Raw genomic sequence first — 18,202 nt, 5'->3', positions numbered from 1 at the left:
AAGTTGCAGGCGATGATCACCCAGGTGGTGACTTCAGTGCAGAGCGTCAGCGATTCATCGGAGCACACCGCCGACATCGCCATTCGCACCAACACCGGCGTACACAAGCAAATGGCCGAGATCGACCAGGTGGCCACTGCGGTGCAGGAAATGACCGCCACCGCCCAGGACGTGGCCCGCAACGCGACCCAGGCCGCGCTAGCCGCCAGCCACGCCGACCTGGCCGCCAGCCAGGGCAAACAGATTGTCCATGACACATCGAACTCCATCGGCGCCCTCGCGGTGGAAATCGGCCGGGCGGTTGGCGTGGTGCAAACCCTGGCCAAGGACAGCGAAAACATCAACGCGATCCTCATTGCCATTCGCGGGATTGCCGAGCAGACCAACTTGCTGGCCCTGAACGCGGCCATCGAAGCGGCACGGGCGGGTGAACAGGGTCGTGGCTTTGCGGTCGTGGCCGATGAGGTGCGCAACCTGGCGCAGAAAACCCAGAAGGCCACCGAAGAAATCCAGACCATGATTCAACAGTTGCAGCAAGGCACGCGAGATGTAGTGCGGGTCATGGAAGACAGCCAGAACCGCACCGACGAAAGCGTACAACACGCGGCCAAGGCGGCCGAGGCCCTGGAAACCATCACGCAAGCGGTGTCGGTGATCAACGACATGAACACCCAGATCGCCAGCGCCGCCGAGGAGCAAAGTGCGGTAGCGGACGACATCAACCGCAACGTGATCAACATCGGGCAAGTGGCCAATGAAGTGGCGGGCGGCGCGGATGAATCGAGCGCGGCCAGTGCGGATTTGACCAAGTTGGCCGAGCAGCAGCGGCGGTTGATCAATCAGTTCAAGGTTTGATCCAAAGGCCTCTTCGCGAGCAGGCTCGCTCCCACACTGGATCTCTGTCCTACACATATTCTGTGTTCACTGGAGATCAAATGTAGGAGCGAGCCTGCTCGCGAAGGGGCCAGAACCAACAACTCATCAGCCCGGGGTCAGACACTCCGGCCCATTGAGCTTCGGATCATTGACCATGTTCGCCAACACCCGCTCGCGCAACGCCGCAGGTTCACTGGCCAACAAAGCTTGCAAGGCATGCAACGGTGTTTCCGGATCAAGCCAGGCTTCCTGCCCCGCCGCATCGAGAATCAACGGTCGGCGCTGACTGGCAGCCGGCTGAGTGATCACCGCCGTGCTCAGCCATACCTGCTCCTGAACGGGATACGCTTCCCAAATCGCCGCAAAAAACAGCGACGAGCCTTCCCCCGGCGTCAGCCAGTACGGACGCTTGCGCGTGGTGCCGCGCCACTCGTAGAAACCATTGGCGGGCAGCAGGCAACGGCGCAGACGCAGGGCTTCGCGAAACATCGGCTGCTCGGCCACGGTTTCGGCCCGGGCATGAGCGGGGGTACGGGATAGATCGGTCAGCCATGGCGGTGTCAGCCCCCATCGCGCACGGGCCAACCCGCGCTGACCGTTTTCGCCGGCACGCAGGATCAACACCGAATCATTGGGGGAAATGTTCCACTGGGCCTGCTGATCGGCGGGAAAGCCGGGCAGGGCCGCGAAGGCCGGGTTCCAGCGAAACAGGGCATAACGTCCACACATGGGGCAGCACGACTCTTGATCAAACGAACGACCAGCCTAACAGACCAGCGTGCCGGGAAAGCTCTCCGGTTCATCACCCGATAGCGGCAGCGCGGCATTGTACGCTCGGATCAGTTCGCGGGCGTAATCGGCCTGGTCGTTATCCACCGCCAGCCCCAGCAAACCGAAGATCGGCAGTTCGCCGCTGGCACCGACCAGATCGCGCCCTACCAGATGCGCCTCGATGCCTTCGCTGGCGAGCATGCCTTGCAGCAACTCGCCTTCCATCAGGTTTTCCGGTTCATAGATTCGCTGCATAGATGTCCTCAATCGTTCTCGGCGAACACTTCGAGATGCCATTCTTCGCCGTGAACCTGCAACACAAAGGTTATCGGCCGGCAGCACACCTGACAGTCTTCAATATAGGTCTGATCCCCACCGGACAGATCCAGTGACGTCTCGACTTCCTCACCACAATACGGACATTCATAAAGTGCGCTTTCCAGCATCGCGGTCTCCCGGGTGACTTGTGCGTATAATCGCCGGTCTATTTGCAGGGCTATTTTTGTCTGGCTACTTTTTCAGACCGTACCCTGCCGGTTTTTGATCAGAACCTTTACTTACCCTAGCCGTTTCTAACAAGAGAGCATGATGGGCGAATTCGATGCCATCCGACCTTACGACGACAGCGAAGTCCCGGCAGTGCTGGCACGACTGCTCGGCGACAAGGCGTTTCTAGATATCCTCACCCACTTCCGCTTCCCGCGTTTTGCCGGCGCTTTAGGCTGGGCGCTCAAACCCCTTATAGCTCATCGCCTGCGCCGTGAGTTCGCCGGCATCACGTCGGTGGCCACCTTGCAGGACAAGGTCGAGCATTACGTCGATCACACCATCGAACGTGCCACGGACGGGGTGACCTACACCGGTGTCGAGCAGTTCAAGTCCGGCAGTGCCTACCTGTTCATCGCCAACCACCGCGACATCGTGATGGACCCGGCCTTCGTCAACTATGCCGTGTACCACGCTGGCCTGCCGACCCCCCGCATCGCCATTGGCGACAACCTGCTGCAAAAGCCCTTCGTCAGCGACCTGATGCGCCTGAACAAGAGCTTTATCGTGCACCGTTCGATCACCGGACGCCGCGAGAAAATGGCGGCCTATCAATTGCTCTCGGCCTACATCAACCATTCGATCCGCAACGATTGCGCCTCGATCTGGATTGCCCAGGCTGAAGGCCGGGCCAAGGACGGCGACGACCGTACCGAGTCGGCGATTCTCAAGATGTTCCACATGAGCCGCAAGGACGAGCCGTTCGGCGAAGTCATCCGCTCGCTGAACCTGACGCCGGTGTCGATCAGCTACGAGTACGACCCGTGCGATCAGGCAAAGGCCCGCGAACTCTACATCCGTGCGACGACCGGCTCCTATACCAAGGTGCCGGGTGAGGACGACGTGAGCATCGCCAAGGGCATCACCGGCTACAAAGGCCGGGTGCATGTGAACTTTGCCGCGCCGATTACCGAGTTGTTCGAAGACACCAAGCAGTTGGCAGTCGAAATGGACAAGCAGATTCTGGGCGGTTATCGCCTGTTCCCGGTGCACTACCTGGCGTACGCCCAATGGAAGGACGCCGACCCGCAATTGCAGGTGCCGAAAGCCGCCGAGATTTTTGCTGCCGATGAACTGGCCAAGGCCCAGGCCGAATGGCAGCAACGACTGGATACCTGCCCCGAGGAACATCGCCCGTTCCTGGTGCTGCAATATGCGACGCCGGTGCGCAATCAGTATCGGGTGAAGGCCGGATTGCCGCTTTAACCCTGGTTACGACAACGGCGCCTTCGGGCGCCGTTGTTATTTGTTCGCCACAGAATTTGCGTAAGTTTCAGACGCGGGTGCTGATCCAGGATACGAGCAGCGCCAGGCCGAGGCAGGCAAAGCCAAAGACGTAGAAAAACCGGTTCATGCGCAGGGTCGCCCAATCCAGCGTGGGCTCTTGGCTGGGACGGTTCTGGCGCTGTGCCTGGAGACTGGCCATGGCGCGCTGTTCGCGGCGACGCGTGGCGTGCAGCAACCAGCCGCCCGGGAAGGCAAAGAACAAAGCCAGCAGGTTGATCAATTTGGCGGGATGGGCGGTTAACAGCGTCATCAAATGCAGCGACATCACAAACCTCAAACAAAAACAGGTGTGGCAGTCGCCAAGCCGACAACCGCGGCGCGGATTCTACCGAAAGCCTCCCCACCTGCCCTCTCTTTCCGACAAATAACGAAACAATTGACCAAAGGCTGCCCCGAGTCACAGCTTCGTCATCTGAATACGCCAGTCTGTCGCCCCTCGAAACCGACACGGACTGCGTCATGCTCCACGCCGAAAACCAGGATCGCCTCTACCTCATCAGCCACAGCGAAGAACAACAAACCCTCGTTGGCAGTCTCGCCTTTAATGTCCAGGACCGTCACTGGCTGGTGTATTGCGCACTGGGCGGTCATCAGCATGCGGATTTGCCGGAAGCGGATTTGCTGACGGGGGTGAGTGTGCTGGATTTTTATTCACAAGCCGCGTGACACCAGGTGTTCCCCTGTAGGAGCGAGCCTGCTCGCGATGGACTTCAGGGCGCCGCGGGGTATCAGATGCCCTGCGTAGTCGTTAACGACCATCGCGAGCAGGCTCGCTCCTACAGTTGAGTACCAGCAGATATGAAAAAGCCCGGAACCATCGCTGGCACCGGGCTTTTTTTCATCTCGCGAAAGGTTATTCGCCGAGAATCTGACCCACGGTCGGGTCTTTGAACAGGCGGGTCAATGCGTCGCTCAACACGTCGCTGACCAGCTTGGTGTTGGTTTCCTGGTTCGGCGCCATGCCGAAGCGCTGGTCCAGGGACGCGCCGTAACGGCCGCTGTAACGGCGATTGGCATTCTGCACATCGGAGCGGAAGGTGGCGCCAATGGTCGCCTCGGTCACATACATGCCTTCCTTAGGCGACTGATACTTCAGCTCGGCCAGGGTCACGGTCAGTTGTGGAGCGTTCATCGCATTGGCCGTCGGGGTGAAGCCCAACAGGCGCACGGCGGCTTCGGCCTGGGCCTGAAGCTTTGGCAGGATCTGCGCGCCCTGTACGGTAATCGCGCTGGTTTCCGGGTACAGGCCACCACGGGTGCCCAAAGTCGGCGACGGACGACCGTCCACCACTCGCACCACCACCGGCTGGCCGTGGCCTACCGGGGCCAGTTGCGCCGTCAGCTTGGGTTCCGGGTTCAGTTGTTGCGGGCTGTGGGCGCAGCCGACCAGCGTCAAGCTGGTCACAGTGATCAAACCGAACAACAGGCGTTGCAACATGCTCTTCTCTCCAGAATCAGGCACAAACAGGCCGGCAGTATAGCGGTGCGCCACTGCGGCGAACTAGCATCTCGCAGCGATTGCTGAATTCTCTGACAAGCCCTGTAGGTCGGGGTTCGATGTCACACATCGTTCACCCTCCTTTCACCGGCGCGTCACGACTGGCTGACAATGTAGATGGCAATCACCCACAAGGTCATTTGCCATGCGCTTTCTCATCTCAATGTTCGCACCACGCCCGTTGCATCGCTGCTTCGCCCTGCTCGACAGCAACGGTCATTGCCAGGCATTCAAGCAGTGCAGCCTTCAGCCCATGGGCGATGGCTGGGTCGAAATCGAGGAAATCCGCCTGAACTGGTTGCACCAGCCGCTGCCCGCCAGCGCCCGCGTCACCCAGCGCCAGCCTCGCTCACGAGGGCAGCAACTGTTAACGACCTGACCAGACGCCTAATAAAAGTCATCAAACACGACCAATTCCCCGCGTTTCTTCGCTACAATCTCCCCCCGATTATAAGGACGTCTCCTGATCGGGCCTCGCAGCATCGTCAATGCCCTGGTATTGACACCCCGCACCGCCCACAGAGAGCCGCCCACACAGATCGAGTGAAGCTGGCGCGCTTGCTGTTCTTGAAGCAAAAACTCCACTTTTCGCGAATCTGCAGAGCTGTCATTACGCTCGGTCACTGAGCTGTTTGCCCGATTTGCCCGCCATGTATTGCCTGGCGGCCAACCATCCGGGCACGGTGCCAGGCTGGGACAGCCCTTTTTGAGGTTCACGTCTTCAAAAGAGCGTGAAAAAAACGGGTTTTCACAACTTCACAAGAGTGTGGCGAGCAAATGAATAGTTTTGCGTCTGAACATGCACCATTAGCGTCTACAACAGCCCGACGACACAGGACCGAGTACACCTCGAATACCGGAGCCTGAAGCCTGTCCGCTACGGATTTGGTTGCACAAACGGATGTATCGACCATAAGTCGAATTGCCAGCCGCTCGTTGAAATGAGTTCATGGGACTCTGATTAGACCCGGCAGGTAGCGTCCGTCGAAGTTGCAAAAAATTGCGAAGATTCGGACATGGCGATCCTGCCATGGGTACCTGGGGCAACACAGACACGCCCCGTCACTCCTGGCAGCCATGCCGTCAATTTGGTGCTGCAGATTTTGGAGACGCGTTAAATGGCGCATAACGAAGCAGTCGACGTAGTACTGGTTGGGGCCGGCATCATGAGTGCCACCCTCGCCGTACTGCTCAAAGAGCTCGACCCCGCGATCAAGCTGGAAGTCGTCGAGCTGATGGATTCCGGTGCCGCGGAGAGTTCCAACCCATGGAACAACGCCGGTACCGGTCACGCCGGCCTGTGCGAGTTGAACTACACACCGCAGGCTGCCGATGGCACCGTCGACATCAAGAAAGCCGTGCACATCAACACCCAGTTCGAGGTGTCGAAGCAGTTCTGGTCGTACCTGACCAAAAAAGGCACCTTCGGTTCGTGCAAGTCCTTCATCAGCCCGGTGCCGCACCTGAGTTTCGTTCAAGGCGACAGCGGCGTTTCCTTCCTCAAGGAACGCTTCAAGGTGCTGAGCAAGCACCACGCCTTCGCGGACATGGAATACACCGAAGACAAGGCGAAAATGGCGGAATGGATGCCGTTGATGATGCCGGGGCGTGACGCTGGCGAAACCCTCGCCGCCACCCGTGTAATCAACGGCACCGACGTCAACTTCGGCGCCCTGACCAACCAGTTGCTCAAGCACCTGACCAGCGCACCCGATGCCCAGGTCAAGTACTGCAAGCGCGTCACTGGCCTCAAGCGTAACAACGGTGGCTGGACCGTCAGCATCAAGGACGTCAACAGCGGCAACACCCGTGACGTCGACGCCAAGTTCGTCTTCCTCGGCGCAGGCGGCGCGGCATTGCCGCTGCTGCAGGCTTCGGGCATCGAAGAGAGCAAAGGCTTCGGCGGCTTCCCGATCAGCGGCCAGTGGCTGCGTTGCGACAACCCGGAAGTGGTCAAGCATCACCAGGCCAAGGTGTACAGCCAGGCTGCCGTGGGTTCGCCACCGATGTCCGTGCCGCACCTGGACACTCGCGTCGTCGACGGCAAGAAATCCCTGCTGTTCGGACCGTACGCCGGTTTCACCACCAAGTTCCTCAAGCACGGCTCCTTCATGGACCTGCCGATGTCGGTTCGCGCCGGCAACATCGGTCCGATGCTGGCCGTGGCGAAAAACAACATGGACCTGACCAAATACCTGGTCAGTGAAGTGATGCAGTCGATGGAGCAGCGCCTGGAGTCCCTGCGTCGCTTCTACCCGGAAGCGAAAGCCGAAGACTGGCGCCTGGAAGTGGCTGGCCAACGGGTTCAGATCATCAAGAAAGACCCGAAAAAAGGTGGCGTTCTGCAGTTCGGTACCGAACTGGTCGCGGCCAAGGACGGCTCCCTTGCCGCCCTGCTCGGTGCTTCGCCAGGTGCGTCGGTGACCGTTTCGATCATGCTGGAACTGATCGAGAAGTGCTTCCCGGGCAAAGCCAAAGGCGAGTGGGCTGCCAAACTGGCAGAAATCTTCCCGGCCCGCGAGAAAGTCCTGGAAACCGACGCTGCGCTATATCGCAAGATCAACACGCAGAACAACGTCGCCCTGGAACTGGTTGAAGCCAGCAGCGAAACCGAAAGCTACGCTTGATCCAGCTCCAATAAAAACGCCCCGTCCTCATTGAGGGTGGGGCGTTTTTTTTGCCTTTTGATCTTAACCGCGAGCCTTTTCAATCAGCTCGATGTATTCCGGCGCATTGCGCTGATCCTTGATCAGGGCAACGAAGTCATTGCCGTGCTCATCCTTGCCATTCACGTCGTAACCGGCCTCGACGAAGAACGTCAGGAAGCGCTCGAAGTCATCGATACGCAGGCCACGGTAAGCCTTGATCAGCTTGTGCAACGAAGGCGAAGTGGCGTCGACCGGTTCGAAATCGAGGAACAACTTGATCTGCTCGTCGCCAATCTCGTCACCAATCACTTGTTTCTTATCTTTACGCATTGCCGACTCCAGCTCGCAGACATTTCACGGGGCAGGCAGTTTACCCCTGCGCGAGCCCGGCACTCAACGCGGACGAACACTGCCAGTGTGCAGATCGGCCCAGACATGACCATTGGCGTAGCTGAGGAACTGGCAGTACACCGTGTCATTGCGCAACAAGTCGATGACCACCCGGTACTGCGCCATCGGGTAATAAAGCGTCAGGGTTTTGCTCTGTTCGTCGTAGATCGGTTTTTTCAGGCTTTTGCTTTCGCCATCGAAATTGACCAACACTTGATTGATCGTCGCGCCTTTATTCAGGGATTTACCCTTGAGGCGGATCAACAGTGGCGAGGTGACCGGTATCGGTTGCTGATTGGACTGACGCTGACTGCCGACCACCACGGAATAGTCGGTGACCTGCAGCAGTTGCTGCTGCTCGGGTTCGGCATCGCGCAAGTTCAGGTCGTCCGGAGGCAGGAACTGCCCATGCATGGGTGCCGGGGCGGCAGCCAAAGGCAAGCTGAGGGTCAGCAACAGGGCGGCGCAGCTGCGGATCAAAAGGCTCATGACGGGCTCCGGAATCGGGGCCGAGCACTCTAGCATGGCTATCCGGAAGCACATGAAACCATTGTGGGAGCGAGCCTGCTCGCGAATGCAGTTTGCCAGCCCCATTAATCTGACTGACACGACACCTTCGCGAGCAGGCTCGCTCCCACAGGGGGACTTGCGGCGGGGCTTACATGCCTTTAACGGCAAAAATCCCGTTGGCGTTGCGCCAGTAGCCTTTGTAGTCCATGCCGTAACCGAAGATGTAACGGTCGATGCACGGCAAACCGACGAAATCGGCTTTCAGGTCCGGGCGAGCCTTGCGGTCGTGGTCCTTGTCGATCAGCACCGCGGTGTGCACTTTGCGCGCGCCGGCGTGCTTGCAGAAGTCGATGATCGCGCCCAGGGTGTGACCTTCGTCGAGGATGTCGTCGATGATCAGCACGTCACGGTCGATGAACGACACTTCAGGCTTGGCTTTCCAGAACAGCTCGCCACCGCTGGTTTCATTGCGATAGCGGGTGGCGTGCAGGTAGGACGCCTCCAACGGGAAGTGCAGATGGGTCAGCAGTTTGCCGGAGAAAATCAGGCCGCCGTTCATCACACAGAACACCACCGGGTTGCTGTCCGCCAGTTGATCATTGATTTGCGCACCGACGCGGGCGATGGCCGCCTCGACTTCAGCTTCGGTGTACAGGCAGTCAGCCTCTCGCATGATTTGACGGATATGCTCGAGATCAGCGGACATGGCGCTCTCCAGGGGGGTGTCGGTTTCGGAAAAGCGGGCAAAGGTACGCATCCCGCACGGCCAGATCAAGCGTTTGTGGACTAACGTACAGTAATGTCTATAGGACAACACCCACGGATAGATTAATCTAGGCCGGTTTTTTTGCCCGCCGCCGGAGCCTTTCCCATGCCCATCCTCGAGATCCGCCATCCGCTGATCCGTCACAAACTTGGCCTTATGCGCCGCGCAGACATCAGCACCAAGAATTTCCGTGAGCTCGCTCAGGAAGTCGGCGCCCTGCTGACCTATGAAGCCACCAAAGACCTGCCGCTGGAAACCTACGATATCGAGGGTTGGTGCGGCACGGTGTCGGTCGAGAAAATCGCCGGCAAGAAGATAACCGTGGTGCCGATCCTGCGCGCCGGTATCGGCATGCTCGAAGGCGTGCTGAGCCTGATCCCGGGCGCCAAGGTCAGCGCCGTGGGCGTGGCCCGCAACGAGGAAACCCTCGAAGCCCACACCTACCTCGAAAAACTGGTACCGGAAATCGACGAACGCCTGGCCATGATCATCGACCCGATGCTCGCCACCGGTGGCTCGATGGTCGCCACCATCGACCTGTTGAAGAAAGCCGGCTGCAAGGACATTCGCGCCATGGTGCTGGTTGCCGCGCCGGAAGGCATTGCCGTGGTCGAGAAAGCTCACCCGGACGTAATTATCTATACCGCCTCCATCGATCAAAAACTCAACGAACACGGTTACATCATCCCCGGTCTGGGCGATGCCGGTGACAAGATCTTCGGCACCAAGCAGAAGGACGCGTGACCATGCAGGATGAGTTCAACGATCCGCTCTGGCGCACGGTGCTGTCCGGCGCGCAGATGCTGTTCGTGGCGTTCGGCGCCCTGGTGCTGATGCCGCTGATCACGGGCCTGGACCCGAACGTGGCACTGTTTACCGCAGGTCTGGGCACGATTCTGTTCCAGATCGTCACCGGGCGTCAGGTGCCGGTGTTCCTGGCGTCGAGCTTTGCCTTCATCACCCCGATCATTCTCGCAAAGGGCCAGTTCGGCCTGGCGGCGACCATGGGCGGCGTCATGGCGGCAGGCTTCGTCTACACCTTCCTCGGCCTGGCCGTGAAGATCAAGGGCACCGGCTTCATCGATCGCCTGCTGCCTCCGGTGGTGATTGGTCCGGTGATCATCTCCATCGGCCTGGCCATGGCGCCGATTGCCGCCAACATGGCAATGGGCAAGGCTGGCGACGGCACCGAGCTGATTCATTACCAGACGGCGATGATGATCTCGATGCCCGCATTGCTGACCACCCTGATCGTCGCCGTGTTCGGCAAAGGTATTTTCCGCCTGGTGCCGATCATCTCCGGCGTGTTCGTGGGCTTTGGCATGTCGTTCTACTTCGGCGTCGTCGATACGGCGAAGATTGCCGCTGCGCCGTGGTTCGCGTTGCCGCACTTCACCGCGCCGGAATTCAACTGGCAGGCGATCCTGTTCATCGTTCCGGTGGCCCTGGCTCCGGCCATCGAACACATCGGCGGCGTGATTGCCGTGGGTAGCGTGACCGGTCGCGATTACCTGAAGAAACCCGGCCTGCACCGCACGCTGCTCGGCGACGGCATTGCCACTACCGCAGCCGGCCTGTTCGGTGGTCCGCCCAACACCACCTATGCCGAAGTCACCGGCGCGGTGATGCTGACCAAGAACTACAACCCGAAAATCATGACCTGGGCAGCGATCTTCGCCATCACCCTGGCGTTCATCGGTAAATTCGGCGCGTTGCTGCAAAGCATTCCGGTGCCGGTCATGGGCGGGATTCTCTGCCTGTTGTTCGGTTCGATTGCGGCGGTCGGCATGAACACGCTGATTCGCCACAAGATCGACCTGGGCGAAGCACGCAATCTGGTGATCGTTTCGGTGACCCTGGTGTTCGGCATTGGCGGCGTACTGGTCGGCACCGGCACCGGGCCCGATGACTTCGGCCTCAAAGGCATCGCACTGTGCGCGGTGGTGGCGATTGCGCTGAACCTGATCCTGCCGGGCAATGACAGCTGGAAGCACAAGAAGGCGGATGAGCCGCTGATCTAAGCAGGTCTCTGGAATGCCATCGCGGGCAAGCCCACTCCCACAGGGATTACGCTGAACCTGTGGGAGCGAGCTTGCCCGCGATGCTTTTAGAGGGCCAACGGCGCTCGCTCACACAGCGTATTCAAGGCCTTCGCCCACTGCGGATCATCATTGAGACACGGCACTAGCACCAACTCCTCGCCCCCCGCTTCGCGGAACTGCTCCAGCCCGCGATCACCGATTTCTTCCAGTGTTTCGATGCAATCGGCAACGAAGGCCGGGCACATCACCAGCACCTTCTTCACGCCGCTTTTGGCCAGCTCATCGAGACGCGCTTCGGTGTAGGGTTCGATCCATTTGGCGCGCCCCAGGCGCGACTGGAATGACACCGACCACTTGCCGTCCGGCAAGCCCATGCGCCTGGCAAACTCCTTGGCGGTACGCAGGCACTGACCGCGATAACAGGTGGCGACCACTTCCGGCGGCGCACCGGCGCAGCAATCGCCGCCGCCTTCAAAGCTGTGGCCCGGATTGAGTTTCTTCAGGTGCCGTTCCGGCAAACCGTGGAAGCTCAGCAACAAGTGATCGTAATCCTGCTGCAGGTAAGGCTTGGCTGTGGCCACCAGGGCATCGAGGTATTCCGGCTGATCGTAGAAGGGCTGGAGCACCGACAGCTGTACGTCGAGTTTTCTCTCGCGCAGTACACGCTTGGCTTCTTCGATCACCGTCGTCGTCGTGCTGTCGGCGAATTGTGGGTAAAGCGGGGCCAGGGTGATCTTTTTGTGGCCTTGGGCTGCCAGGCGCACCAACGCTGACTCTATGGACGGTTCGCCGTAACGCATGGCCAACTCAACCGGTCCGTGGTGCCATTGGGCAGTCATGGCCTGTTGCAGGCGCCGGCTGAGCACCACCAGTGGCGAACCCTCCTCCCACCAGATCGAAGCATAGGCATGGGCCGACTGTTCGGGACGTTTGAACAGAATCAACGACACCAGCAGACGCCGCACCGGCCATGGCAGGTCGATCACATACGGGTCCATCAAAAACTGGTTGAGGTAACTGCGCACGTCCGCCACCGAGGTGGAGGCAGGTGAGCCCAGGTTGACCAGAAGCAACGCGTGATCGGTCATGCAACGTCCTATTTCAGAGGCGGCCGGACAGATCGTCCAGGGCCGCGCGCAAATCGGTGAACTGGAAAGTGAAACCCGCTTTGAGCAAACGCGCCGGCGTCGCCCGCTGACCACCCAGCAGCAACAACGACAACTCGCCCAGGCCGACCTTCAACACAAGGGCCGGCATCGGCATGAACGCCGGGCGGTGCAATACGCTGCCCAGGGTTTTGGCGAACTCGCGATTGCGCACCGGCTTCGGTGCGCAGGCATTATATGGACCACTGGCTTCATTGCGATGCAGAAGAAAATCAATCAGGGCGATTTGATCGTTGATGTGGATCCACGGCATCCATTGCCGACCATTGCCAATCGGCCCGCCCAGCCCCAGTTTGAACGGCAACAACAGCCGCGACAAAAAGCCGCCCTCGGCGGACAATACCAAGCCGGTGCGGATGAGCACCACGCGAATACCCATGGCTTCAGCGCGCTGGGCGGTTTCCTCCCAGGCGATGCACAACTGGCTGGCGAAATCATCGATGACCGGTGGCGAATCCTCAGTCAGCTCACGCTCGCCGCCATCACCGTACCAACCGACCGCGGAACCGGAAATCAGTACCTGCGGTTTCTGCTCACGGCTTTCGAGCCAGGCCAGCAGGGTTTCAGTCAGCGTGATGCGGCTGCTCCAGAGCAGCGCTTTACGTTTTGTGGTCCAGGGACGGTCGGCGATCGGGGCGCCGGCAAGGTTGATGATCGCATCGACGGGCTCCTGCCCCAAATCTTCGAGTCGAGCGATACCACGCACTTGAGCACCACAGACTTTGGCAACCTTTGCCGGCGTTCGACTCCAGACCGTCAGGCGATGACCCTGACTCAACCAGTGCCGACAGAGCTGACGTCCTATCAAACCAGTACCGCCGGTCAGCAATATGTGCATGACTTCTTCCTCGCGTGGCGTTTTACCCTGATCACTAGTCTATTTTTATAAGCAAGGGATCTTTGATATCGGGCAGGCTCTGTGTTTAACAATAGGCCAAGCTGTCGGAACTAGAACGCTGAAAGTTATACCTAAAAACAATATTGTACAGGTTTCAACCCCGGCGTAGTCTGTACAGAAAGGTAAACGAGGCCCTTATGACTGTACCTATCGCAATCATCGGCACCGGCATTGCCGGACTCTCAGCCGCACAAGCCCTGACAGACGCAGGGCATGTCGTGCAACTTTTCGATAAAAGTCGTGGCAGTGGCGGACGCATGTCGAGCAAACGTAGCGATGCTGGCGCGCTGGACCTGGGCGCGCAGTATTTCACTGCCCGCGACCGCCGTTTCGTCACCGAAGTCCAGCGCTGGCAAGCCAAGGGCTGGGTCGCCGAGTGGACGCCACAGCTGTACACCTATCATGGTGGCCAGCTCAACCTGTCACCGGACGAACAGACGCGCTGGGTCGGTACGCCACGAATGAGTGCCATTACCCGCGCCCTGATCGGTGATCTCGAAGTGCATTTCGCCTGCCGGATCACCGAGGTTTATCGGGGTGAAGAACACTGGCACCTGCAGGATGCCGAAGGCTTTACCCATGGTCCGTTCAGCCACGTGGTGATCGCCACGCCAGCCCCGCAGGCGACGGCGTTACTGGCGTCTGCGCCGAAGCTCGCCGGTGCTGCCGCCGGCGTGAAAATGGACCCCACCTGGGCCGTTGCCCTGGCGTTCGAAACACCTCTGGACACCCCCATGGAAGGCTGCTTCGTGCAGGACAGCCCGCTCGACTGGCTGGCGCGCAACCGCAGCAAACCCGGGCGCGACAACACACTGGACACTTGGGTGCTGCATGCCACCAGCGCCTGGAGCCGGCAGCACATTGACCTGCCAAAAGAAGCCGTGATCGAGCAGCTGCACGGTGCCTTCGCCGAATTGCTGCATGATTCGATGCCCCCGCCGACCTTCAGCCTCGCCCATCGCTGGCTCTATGCCCGCCCCAACAGCAGTCACGAGTGGGGCACGTTGGCCGATGCCGACCTGGGTCTGTATGCATGTGGCGACTGGTGCCTGTCCGGACGTGTCGAAGGCGCCTGGCTCAGCGGCCAGGAAGCCGCCCGCCGTCTGCATGCGCACCTGCAATGAACCGCATCGATCCTGGCCAATGGCTGCTGTCGAAATGGACAGCAGTCCGCCCGCACGAAAGGTTTACGACGGAGAAGTCTGTACAAAAAATTTGACTTGTACACCTTTGAATCTATGATGAACCTAAGTTGTACATATTTATCAATGTGTACAAGTTTTGATTCCGAGGTGCTCCGATGCTCCCTCCCGCCGCCAAGCCGAAAATCGCCATCAGCGCCTGCCTGATGGGTGCCGAGGTGCGCTACAACGGCGGACACAAAGCCTCACGACTGTGCAGTCAAATCCTCACCGATTACTTCGATTTCGTGCCGGTCTGCCCGGAGGTGGCCATCGGCCTGGGCATTCCTCGCGAACCGATCCGCCTGGTGGGTGATCCGGCTCAGCCCGAAGCCGTCGGCACGGTTGATCGCTACCTCAATGTCACTCGACCGCTGGCTGACTTTGGCCAACGGATGGCGGCGGATCTGGTCGACATTTGCGGCTACATCTTCATGCAGAAGTCCCCGTCCTGCGGCCTGGAACGGGTCAAGGTCTACCGCGCCAATGGCACAACGCTGGACGGCGGTGGCCGGGGCATCTATGCCCAGGCGTTCTGCGCATTGCATCCGGATTTGCCGGTGGAAGAAGACGGCCGGCTCAACGACCCGGTGCTCCGAGAAAACTTCCTTACCCGCGTATTCGCCTACAGCGCTTGGCAACATCTACTAACGGAAGGCCTGAGTCGTCGCGGCCTCACGGATTTTCACTCGCGCTACAAGTACCTGTTAATGGCCCATAACCCGGTGCAATACAAAACGCTGGGCGCGTTGCTGGGCAATATGGGCCGCAGCGACCCGCAGGAGCTCGGACCGCACTATTTCAGTGAGCTGATGGCCGCTCTGAAAAAATGCGCCACGCGTCGAACCCATACCAATGTCTTGCAACACCTCAGCGGCTATCTCAAACAGGCGATCAGCGCCGAGGACAAACAGGAAGTGCAGCAGGTCATCGGTCAGTATCACCAAGGCATCGTGCCATTGGTGGTGCCGCTGACGCTGCTCAAGCATCACTTTCGCCAGCACCCGGATCCTTACATCGCGCAGCAGGTTTACCTGCAACCGCATCCGGAAAACCTCAGCCTGCGAAACGCCATTTGATGAACGTCCCCCTCGACAGCAGCGCCAGCGATGGCCACGGCGCGGCGTTCAAAAAAGCCCTCGATGAAGGCTGGCTGCCGATTCGCGAAGTGGCCCGGCAGACCGGTGTCAACGCCATCACCTTGCGCGCCTGGGAACGGCGTTACGGTTTGATCGTGCCGCAGCGCACACCCAAGGGGCACCGTCTGTTCTCGGCCGAACATGTACAACGTATTCTGACGATCCTTACCTGGCTCAATCGTGGCGTTGCCGTCAGCCAGGTCAAGCAACTGCTCGACACCCCGCAAACCTTTACCGAATCCGCGGAAAACGATTGGCAACTGCTGCGCCAGACGCTGCTGCAGGCGGTCTCGCGACTGGCCGAACGGACCCTGGACGATACCGTCAATCAGGCCATGGCGCTGTACCCGCCGCGGACCTTGTGCGAACAATTGTTGATGCCATTGCTGGCAGACCTGGAACAGCGCTGGCAGGGCCAGTTCGGCGCACAGATGGAGCGGGTGTTTTTTTATTCCTGGCTGCGCAGCAAATTCGGCGCGCGCATCTACCATAATAACCGGCAGCTAAACACCACACCCATGTTGTTGATCAACCACTCGGATTTGCCACTGGAGCCGCACCTGTGGCTCACGGCATGGCTGATCAGCAGCGCCGATTGCCCGGTGGAGGTGTTCGACTGGCCGTTGCCCGCTGGCGAACTGGCGCTGGCGATTGAACATCTGCTTCCCCGAGGCGTACTGCTGTATTCCAGCAAAGCCATAAACCTTTTACATCTGACGAAACTTTTGAAAGGCGTCAGTTGCCCAAAAATGATCGTCGGACCAACGGTGTGCATTCACCAGACCGAGTTGTCCGAAAAAACGTTCGTGATTGCTGATTTGTACCTGGCCGAAGATCCGTTGTTGGCACACCAGGCGCTCGTTCAGCGTGGGCTCATTTAATGTGGTTACCACCATGCAATTGATCTGGCTGCGCAGCGATTTGCGCGTAAACGACAACACAGCCCTCTCGGCCGCCGCTGCGGTTGGCCCGAGCATCGCGGTGTACCTGCTGAGCCCGGAACAATGGCTGGAGCACGACGATGCACCGTGCAAAGTGGACTTCTGGTTACGCAACCTTGATGAGTTGAGCCAGGCGCTGGGCAAGCTGAACATTCCCCTCTTGATCCGTTCGGCACCGCGCTGGGAACAGGCCTCGAAGGTACTGCTCGAACTGTGCCGTCAATTCAAGATCGACGCCGTGCATTTCAATGAGGAATACGGTGTCCATGAAAGCCGCCGCGATGCTGCGGTGATGCAGACGCTGCAAGCCGAAGGCATTGCCGTTCACAGCCACTTCGATCAGTTGCTGTTCAAGCCGGGAAGCGTGCTGACCAAAACCGGCACCTACTTCCAGGTCTTCAGCCAGTTCCGCAAGGTCTGCTACGAACGCCTGCACCGGTCGTTGCCCCGCCTGGTCAGCGCCCCCATGGCGCAAGTGCCGCTGAACATTTCCAGCGACAAGGTCCCGCCCAGCATCAATGGGTTCACGCCACCGACCGACCGCTTGCGGGCACTGTGGCCGGCCGGTGAGGTCGAAGCACGGCACCGTCTGGACACCTTCACCGACGCCCGGATCGATTACTACAAGAACGAACGGGACTTCCCGGCGAAGCCCGGCACCAGCCAACTGTCGGCCTATCTCGCTGCCGGGGTCATTTCCCCACGTCAATGCCTGCACGCGGCATTGCAAAGCAATCAGGGCGAATTCGAAAGCGGCAAGGTCGGCGCCGTGACCTGGATCAATGAACTGTTGTGGCGCGAATTCTATAAACACATTCTGGTGGGCTACCCAAGGGTCTCGCGGCACCGTGCTTTCCGCCCGGAAACCGAGGCTCTGGCCTGGCGTGATGCGCCGGCAGAGCTGGCCGCCTGGCAGCAAGCCCGCACCGGCGTGCCCATCATCGACGCAGCCATGCGCCAACTGTTGGAAACCGGCTGGATGCACAACCGCCTGCGCATGGTCGTTGCGATGTTCCTGACCAAAAACCTGTTGATCGACTGGCGCGAAGGCGAACGCTTTTTCATGCGTCATCTGATCGACGGCGACCTGGCCGCCAACAACGGCGGCTGGCAATGGAGTTCATCCACCGGTACCGATTCGGCGCCCTACTTCCGGATTTTCAATCCACTGAGTCAGTCGGAAAAATTCGACGCTGAAGGACTGTTCATCAAACATTGGTTACCGGAGCTGGCAGGACTGAACAAAAAAGAAGTGCACAACCCGGCGAATCTGGGCGGTTTGTTTGGTGTGGCGGATTATCCGTCCCCGATTGTCGACCTGCACGCCTCCCGGGCACGGGCGCTTGCCGCGTTCAAGAACCTGCCCCCACGGCAAAACGCCGGGGGTGGCCATGAGTAGCTGTGTGCAGTCCACGCAGCGCTCTCCGGCAACCGTGGTTTGGCACGAAAAAGTTTATTGCCACCGGGACGCTTGCAGGACCGGGGCACTGTTTTGTGAACTTTTATCAATATGGGGCCGGGTGATTGCCCGGGTGATGGGGAG

The 18,202-nt window shown here is 59.6% G+C and carries 21 protein-coding genes; 11 read left to right on the top strand and 10 right to left on the bottom strand.

Annotated features, from left to right (window positions below):
• The first annotated feature begins 12 nt into the window (after nt 1-12).
• On the top strand, nt 13-855 hold the full coding sequence (locus HNQ83_RS31685; protein WP_372241918.1) for a methyl-accepting chemotaxis protein: 843 nt from the start codon (nt 13-15) through the stop codon (nt 853-855).
• 126 nt (nt 856-981) lie between these two features.
• Here the strand turns inward: HNQ83_RS31685 and HNQ83_RS18575 are convergent, their stop codons facing one another.
• The 3 genes from HNQ83_RS18575 to HNQ83_RS18565 are packed head-to-tail and all read right to left on the bottom strand — an operon-like array spanning nt 982 to nt 2,093.
• Nucleotides 982-1,605, bottom strand: coding sequence for an SOS response-associated peptidase (locus HNQ83_RS18575; protein WP_175390275.1), 624 nt, complete (start codon nt 1,603-1,605; stop codon nt 982-984).
• A gap of 36 nt (nt 1,606-1,641) precedes the next feature.
• Nucleotides 1,642-1,902: a putative signal transducing protein gene (locus tag HNQ83_RS18570; RefSeq protein ID WP_175390274.1), complete on the bottom strand. Its 261-nt coding sequence runs from the start codon at nt 1,900-1,902 to the stop codon at nt 1,642-1,644.
• Between the two features lie 8 nt (nt 1,903-1,910).
• Nucleotides 1,911-2,093, bottom strand: coding sequence for a CPXCG motif-containing cysteine-rich protein (locus tag HNQ83_RS18565; protein WP_175390273.1), 183 nt, complete (start codon nt 2,091-2,093; stop codon nt 1,911-1,913).
• 139 nt (nt 2,094-2,232) lie between these two features.
• Here HNQ83_RS18565 and HNQ83_RS18560 point away from each other — a divergent pair, with 139 nt between their 5' ends.
• Complete coding sequence (locus HNQ83_RS18560; protein WP_175390272.1) at nt 2,233-3,399, top strand: 1-acyl-sn-glycerol-3-phosphate acyltransferase; 1,167 nt, start codon at nt 2,233-2,235, stop codon at nt 3,397-3,399.
• 67 nt (nt 3,400-3,466) lie between these two features.
• Here the strand turns inward: HNQ83_RS18560 and HNQ83_RS18555 are convergent, their stop codons facing one another.
• Nucleotides 3,467-3,745 carry a hypothetical protein gene (locus HNQ83_RS18555; RefSeq protein WP_175390271.1) on the bottom strand — a complete coding sequence of 93 codons (279 nt, stop codon included), beginning with the start codon at nt 3,743-3,745 and terminating at the stop codon, nt 3,467-3,469.
• A 194-nt stretch (nt 3,746-3,939) separates the two neighbouring features.
• Between HNQ83_RS18555 and HNQ83_RS18550 the strand changes: the two genes are divergently transcribed.
• On the top strand, nt 3,940-4,146 hold the full coding sequence (locus HNQ83_RS18550) for a hypothetical protein (protein ID WP_095192943.1): 207 nt from the start codon (nt 3,940-3,942) through the stop codon (nt 4,144-4,146).
• A gap of 187 nt (nt 4,147-4,333) precedes the next feature.
• Here HNQ83_RS18550 and HNQ83_RS18545 read toward each other — a convergent pair whose 3' ends face one another.
• Nucleotides 4,334-4,918 carry a YajG family lipoprotein gene (locus HNQ83_RS18545; protein ID WP_175390270.1) on the bottom strand — a complete coding sequence of 195 codons (585 nt, stop codon included), beginning with the start codon at nt 4,916-4,918 and terminating at the stop codon, nt 4,334-4,336.
• A 205-nt stretch (nt 4,919-5,123) separates the two neighbouring features.
• On the opposite strand from HNQ83_RS18545, the gene HNQ83_RS18540 reads away from it, so the two are divergent.
• Nucleotides 5,124-5,357: a hypothetical protein gene (locus HNQ83_RS18540; RefSeq protein WP_175390269.1), complete on the top strand. Its 234-nt coding sequence runs from the start codon at nt 5,124-5,126 to the stop codon at nt 5,355-5,357.
• A 739-nt stretch (nt 5,358-6,096) separates the two neighbouring features.
• Nucleotides 6,097-7,605 (top strand): malate dehydrogenase (quinone), encoded by a 1,509-nt coding sequence (gene mqo / locus HNQ83_RS18535; protein WP_137803748.1) that lies wholly within the window; start codon nt 6,097-6,099, stop codon nt 7,603-7,605.
• A gap of 63 nt (nt 7,606-7,668) precedes the next feature.
• Here mqo and HNQ83_RS18530 read toward each other — a convergent pair whose 3' ends face one another.
• From HNQ83_RS18530 to HNQ83_RS18520, 3 genes are all read right to left on the bottom strand, one after another.
• A complete protein-coding gene (locus HNQ83_RS18530; protein ID WP_175390268.1) occupies nt 7,669-7,956 on the bottom strand; it encodes a PA4642 family protein in 288 nt (95 codons plus the stop codon).
• Between the two features lie 63 nt (nt 7,957-8,019).
• Nucleotides 8,020-8,505 carry a hypothetical protein gene (locus HNQ83_RS18525; protein WP_175390267.1) on the bottom strand — a complete coding sequence of 162 codons (486 nt, stop codon included), beginning with the start codon at nt 8,503-8,505 and terminating at the stop codon, nt 8,020-8,022.
• Between the two features lie 169 nt (nt 8,506-8,674).
• Nucleotides 8,675-9,232, bottom strand: a complete 558-nt coding sequence (locus tag HNQ83_RS18520) for a hypoxanthine-guanine phosphoribosyltransferase (RefSeq protein ID WP_095192937.1) — start codon at nt 9,230-9,232, stop codon at nt 8,675-8,677.
• A gap of 165 nt (nt 9,233-9,397) precedes the next feature.
• On the opposite strand from HNQ83_RS18520, the gene upp reads away from it, so the two are divergent.
• Nucleotides 9,398-10,036: a uracil phosphoribosyltransferase gene (upp, locus tag HNQ83_RS18515; protein WP_008060213.1), complete on the top strand. Its 639-nt coding sequence runs from the start codon at nt 9,398-9,400 to the stop codon at nt 10,034-10,036.
• A 2-nt stretch (nt 10,037-10,038) separates the two neighbouring features.
• Nucleotides 10,039-11,313, top strand: a complete 1,275-nt coding sequence (locus HNQ83_RS18510; RefSeq protein WP_175390266.1) for a uracil-xanthine permease family protein — start codon at nt 10,039-10,041, stop codon at nt 11,311-11,313.
• A gap of 86 nt (nt 11,314-11,399) precedes the next feature.
• Here HNQ83_RS18510 and hemH read toward each other — a convergent pair whose 3' ends face one another.
• Nucleotides 11,400-12,422, bottom strand: coding sequence for a ferrochelatase (gene hemH, locus HNQ83_RS18505; RefSeq protein ID WP_175390265.1), 1,023 nt, complete (start codon nt 12,420-12,422; stop codon nt 11,400-11,402).
• A 13-nt stretch (nt 12,423-12,435) separates the two neighbouring features.
• The gene (locus HNQ83_RS18500; protein ID WP_175390264.1) at nt 12,436-13,338 is read right to left on the bottom strand and encodes a TIGR01777 family oxidoreductase; all 903 of its coding nucleotides are present in this window, start codon (nt 13,336-13,338) and stop codon (nt 12,436-12,438) included.
• 197 nt (nt 13,339-13,535) lie between these two features.
• On the opposite strand from HNQ83_RS18500, the gene HNQ83_RS18495 reads away from it, so the two are divergent.
• The 4 genes from HNQ83_RS18495 (at nt 13,536) to phrB (ending at nt 18,058) form a co-directional block, all read left to right on the top strand.
• Complete coding sequence (locus HNQ83_RS18495) at nt 13,536-14,522, top strand: NAD(P)/FAD-dependent oxidoreductase (RefSeq protein WP_175390263.1); 987 nt, start codon at nt 13,536-13,538, stop codon at nt 14,520-14,522.
• Nucleotides 14,523-14,698: 176 nt separating this feature from the next.
• On the top strand, nt 14,699-15,658 hold the full coding sequence (locus tag HNQ83_RS18490) for a DUF523 and DUF1722 domain-containing protein (RefSeq protein ID WP_175390262.1): 960 nt from the start codon (nt 14,699-14,701) through the stop codon (nt 15,656-15,658).
• Nucleotides 15,658-16,599 (top strand): MerR family transcriptional regulator, encoded by a 942-nt coding sequence (locus tag HNQ83_RS18485; protein WP_175390261.1) that lies wholly within the window; start codon nt 15,658-15,660, stop codon nt 16,597-16,599. Before HNQ83_RS18490 ends, HNQ83_RS18485 begins: the two co-directional genes overlap by 1 nt.
• Before the next feature lie 13 nt (nt 16,600-16,612).
• A complete protein-coding gene (gene phrB / locus HNQ83_RS18480; protein ID WP_175390260.1) occupies nt 16,613-18,058 on the top strand; it encodes a deoxyribodipyrimidine photo-lyase in 1,446 nt (481 codons plus the stop codon).
• Nucleotides 18,059-18,202 lie beyond the last annotated feature (144 nt).

This window comes from Pseudomonas sp. C2B4 (assembly GCF_013359695.1).
GTDB lineage: Bacteria > Pseudomonadota > Gammaproteobacteria > Pseudomonadales > Pseudomonadaceae > Aquipseudomonas.
Note: the sequence above shows the minus strand (reverse complement) of the source record. Positions and strands in the feature narration are given on the sequence as shown.

What these genes read in the sequence shown, in the direction of transcription:
- HNQ83_RS31685 (WP_372241918.1), top strand. Translation starts at nt 13, where the DNA reads ATGATCACCCAGGTGGTGACTTCAGTGCAGAGCGTCAGCGATTCATCG.
- HNQ83_RS18575 (WP_175390275.1), bottom strand. Translation starts at nt 1,605, where the DNA reads ATGTGTGGACGTTATGCCCTGTTTCGCTGGAACCCGGCCTTCGCGGCC.
- HNQ83_RS18570 (WP_175390274.1), bottom strand. Translation starts at nt 1,902, where the DNA reads ATGCAGCGAATCTATGAACCGGAAAACCTGATGGAAGGCGAGTTGCTG.
- HNQ83_RS18565 (WP_175390273.1), bottom strand. Translation starts at nt 2,093, where the DNA reads ATGCTGGAAAGCGCACTTTATGAATGTCCGTATTGTGGTGAGGAAGTC.
- HNQ83_RS18560 (WP_175390272.1), top strand. Translation starts at nt 2,233, where the DNA reads ATGATGGGCGAATTCGATGCCATCCGACCTTACGACGACAGCGAAGTC.
- HNQ83_RS18555 (WP_175390271.1), bottom strand. Translation starts at nt 3,745, where the DNA reads ATGTCGCTGCATTTGATGACGCTGTTAACCGCCCATCCCGCCAAATTG.
- HNQ83_RS18550 (WP_095192943.1), top strand. Translation starts at nt 3,940, where the DNA reads ATGCTCCACGCCGAAAACCAGGATCGCCTCTACCTCATCAGCCACAGC.
- HNQ83_RS18545 (WP_175390270.1), bottom strand. Translation starts at nt 4,918, where the DNA reads ATGTTGCAACGCCTGTTGTTCGGTTTGATCACTGTGACCAGCTTGACG.
- HNQ83_RS18540 (WP_175390269.1), top strand. Translation starts at nt 5,124, where the DNA reads ATGCGCTTTCTCATCTCAATGTTCGCACCACGCCCGTTGCATCGCTGC.
- mqo (WP_137803748.1), top strand. Translation starts at nt 6,097, where the DNA reads ATGGCGCATAACGAAGCAGTCGACGTAGTACTGGTTGGGGCCGGCATC.
- HNQ83_RS18530 (WP_175390268.1), bottom strand. Translation starts at nt 7,956, where the DNA reads ATGCGTAAAGATAAGAAACAAGTGATTGGTGACGAGATTGGCGACGAG.
- HNQ83_RS18525 (WP_175390267.1), bottom strand. Translation starts at nt 8,505, where the DNA reads ATGAGCCTTTTGATCCGCAGCTGCGCCGCCCTGTTGCTGACCCTCAGC.
- HNQ83_RS18520 (WP_095192937.1), bottom strand. Translation starts at nt 9,232, where the DNA reads ATGTCCGCTGATCTCGAGCATATCCGTCAAATCATGCGAGAGGCTGAC.
- upp (WP_008060213.1), top strand. Translation starts at nt 9,398, where the DNA reads ATGCCCATCCTCGAGATCCGCCATCCGCTGATCCGTCACAAACTTGGC.
- HNQ83_RS18510 (WP_175390266.1), top strand. Translation starts at nt 10,039, where the DNA reads ATGCAGGATGAGTTCAACGATCCGCTCTGGCGCACGGTGCTGTCCGGC.
- hemH (WP_175390265.1), bottom strand. Translation starts at nt 12,422, where the DNA reads ATGACCGATCACGCGTTGCTTCTGGTCAACCTGGGCTCACCTGCCTCC.
- HNQ83_RS18500 (WP_175390264.1), bottom strand. Translation starts at nt 13,338, where the DNA reads ATGCACATATTGCTGACCGGCGGTACTGGTTTGATAGGACGTCAGCTC.
- HNQ83_RS18495 (WP_175390263.1), top strand. Translation starts at nt 13,536, where the DNA reads ATGACTGTACCTATCGCAATCATCGGCACCGGCATTGCCGGACTCTCA.
- HNQ83_RS18490 (WP_175390262.1), top strand. Translation starts at nt 14,699, where the DNA reads ATGCTCCCTCCCGCCGCCAAGCCGAAAATCGCCATCAGCGCCTGCCTG.
- HNQ83_RS18485 (WP_175390261.1), top strand. Translation starts at nt 15,658, where the DNA reads ATGAACGTCCCCCTCGACAGCAGCGCCAGCGATGGCCACGGCGCGGCG.
- phrB (WP_175390260.1), top strand. Translation starts at nt 16,613, where the DNA reads ATGCAATTGATCTGGCTGCGCAGCGATTTGCGCGTAAACGACAACACA.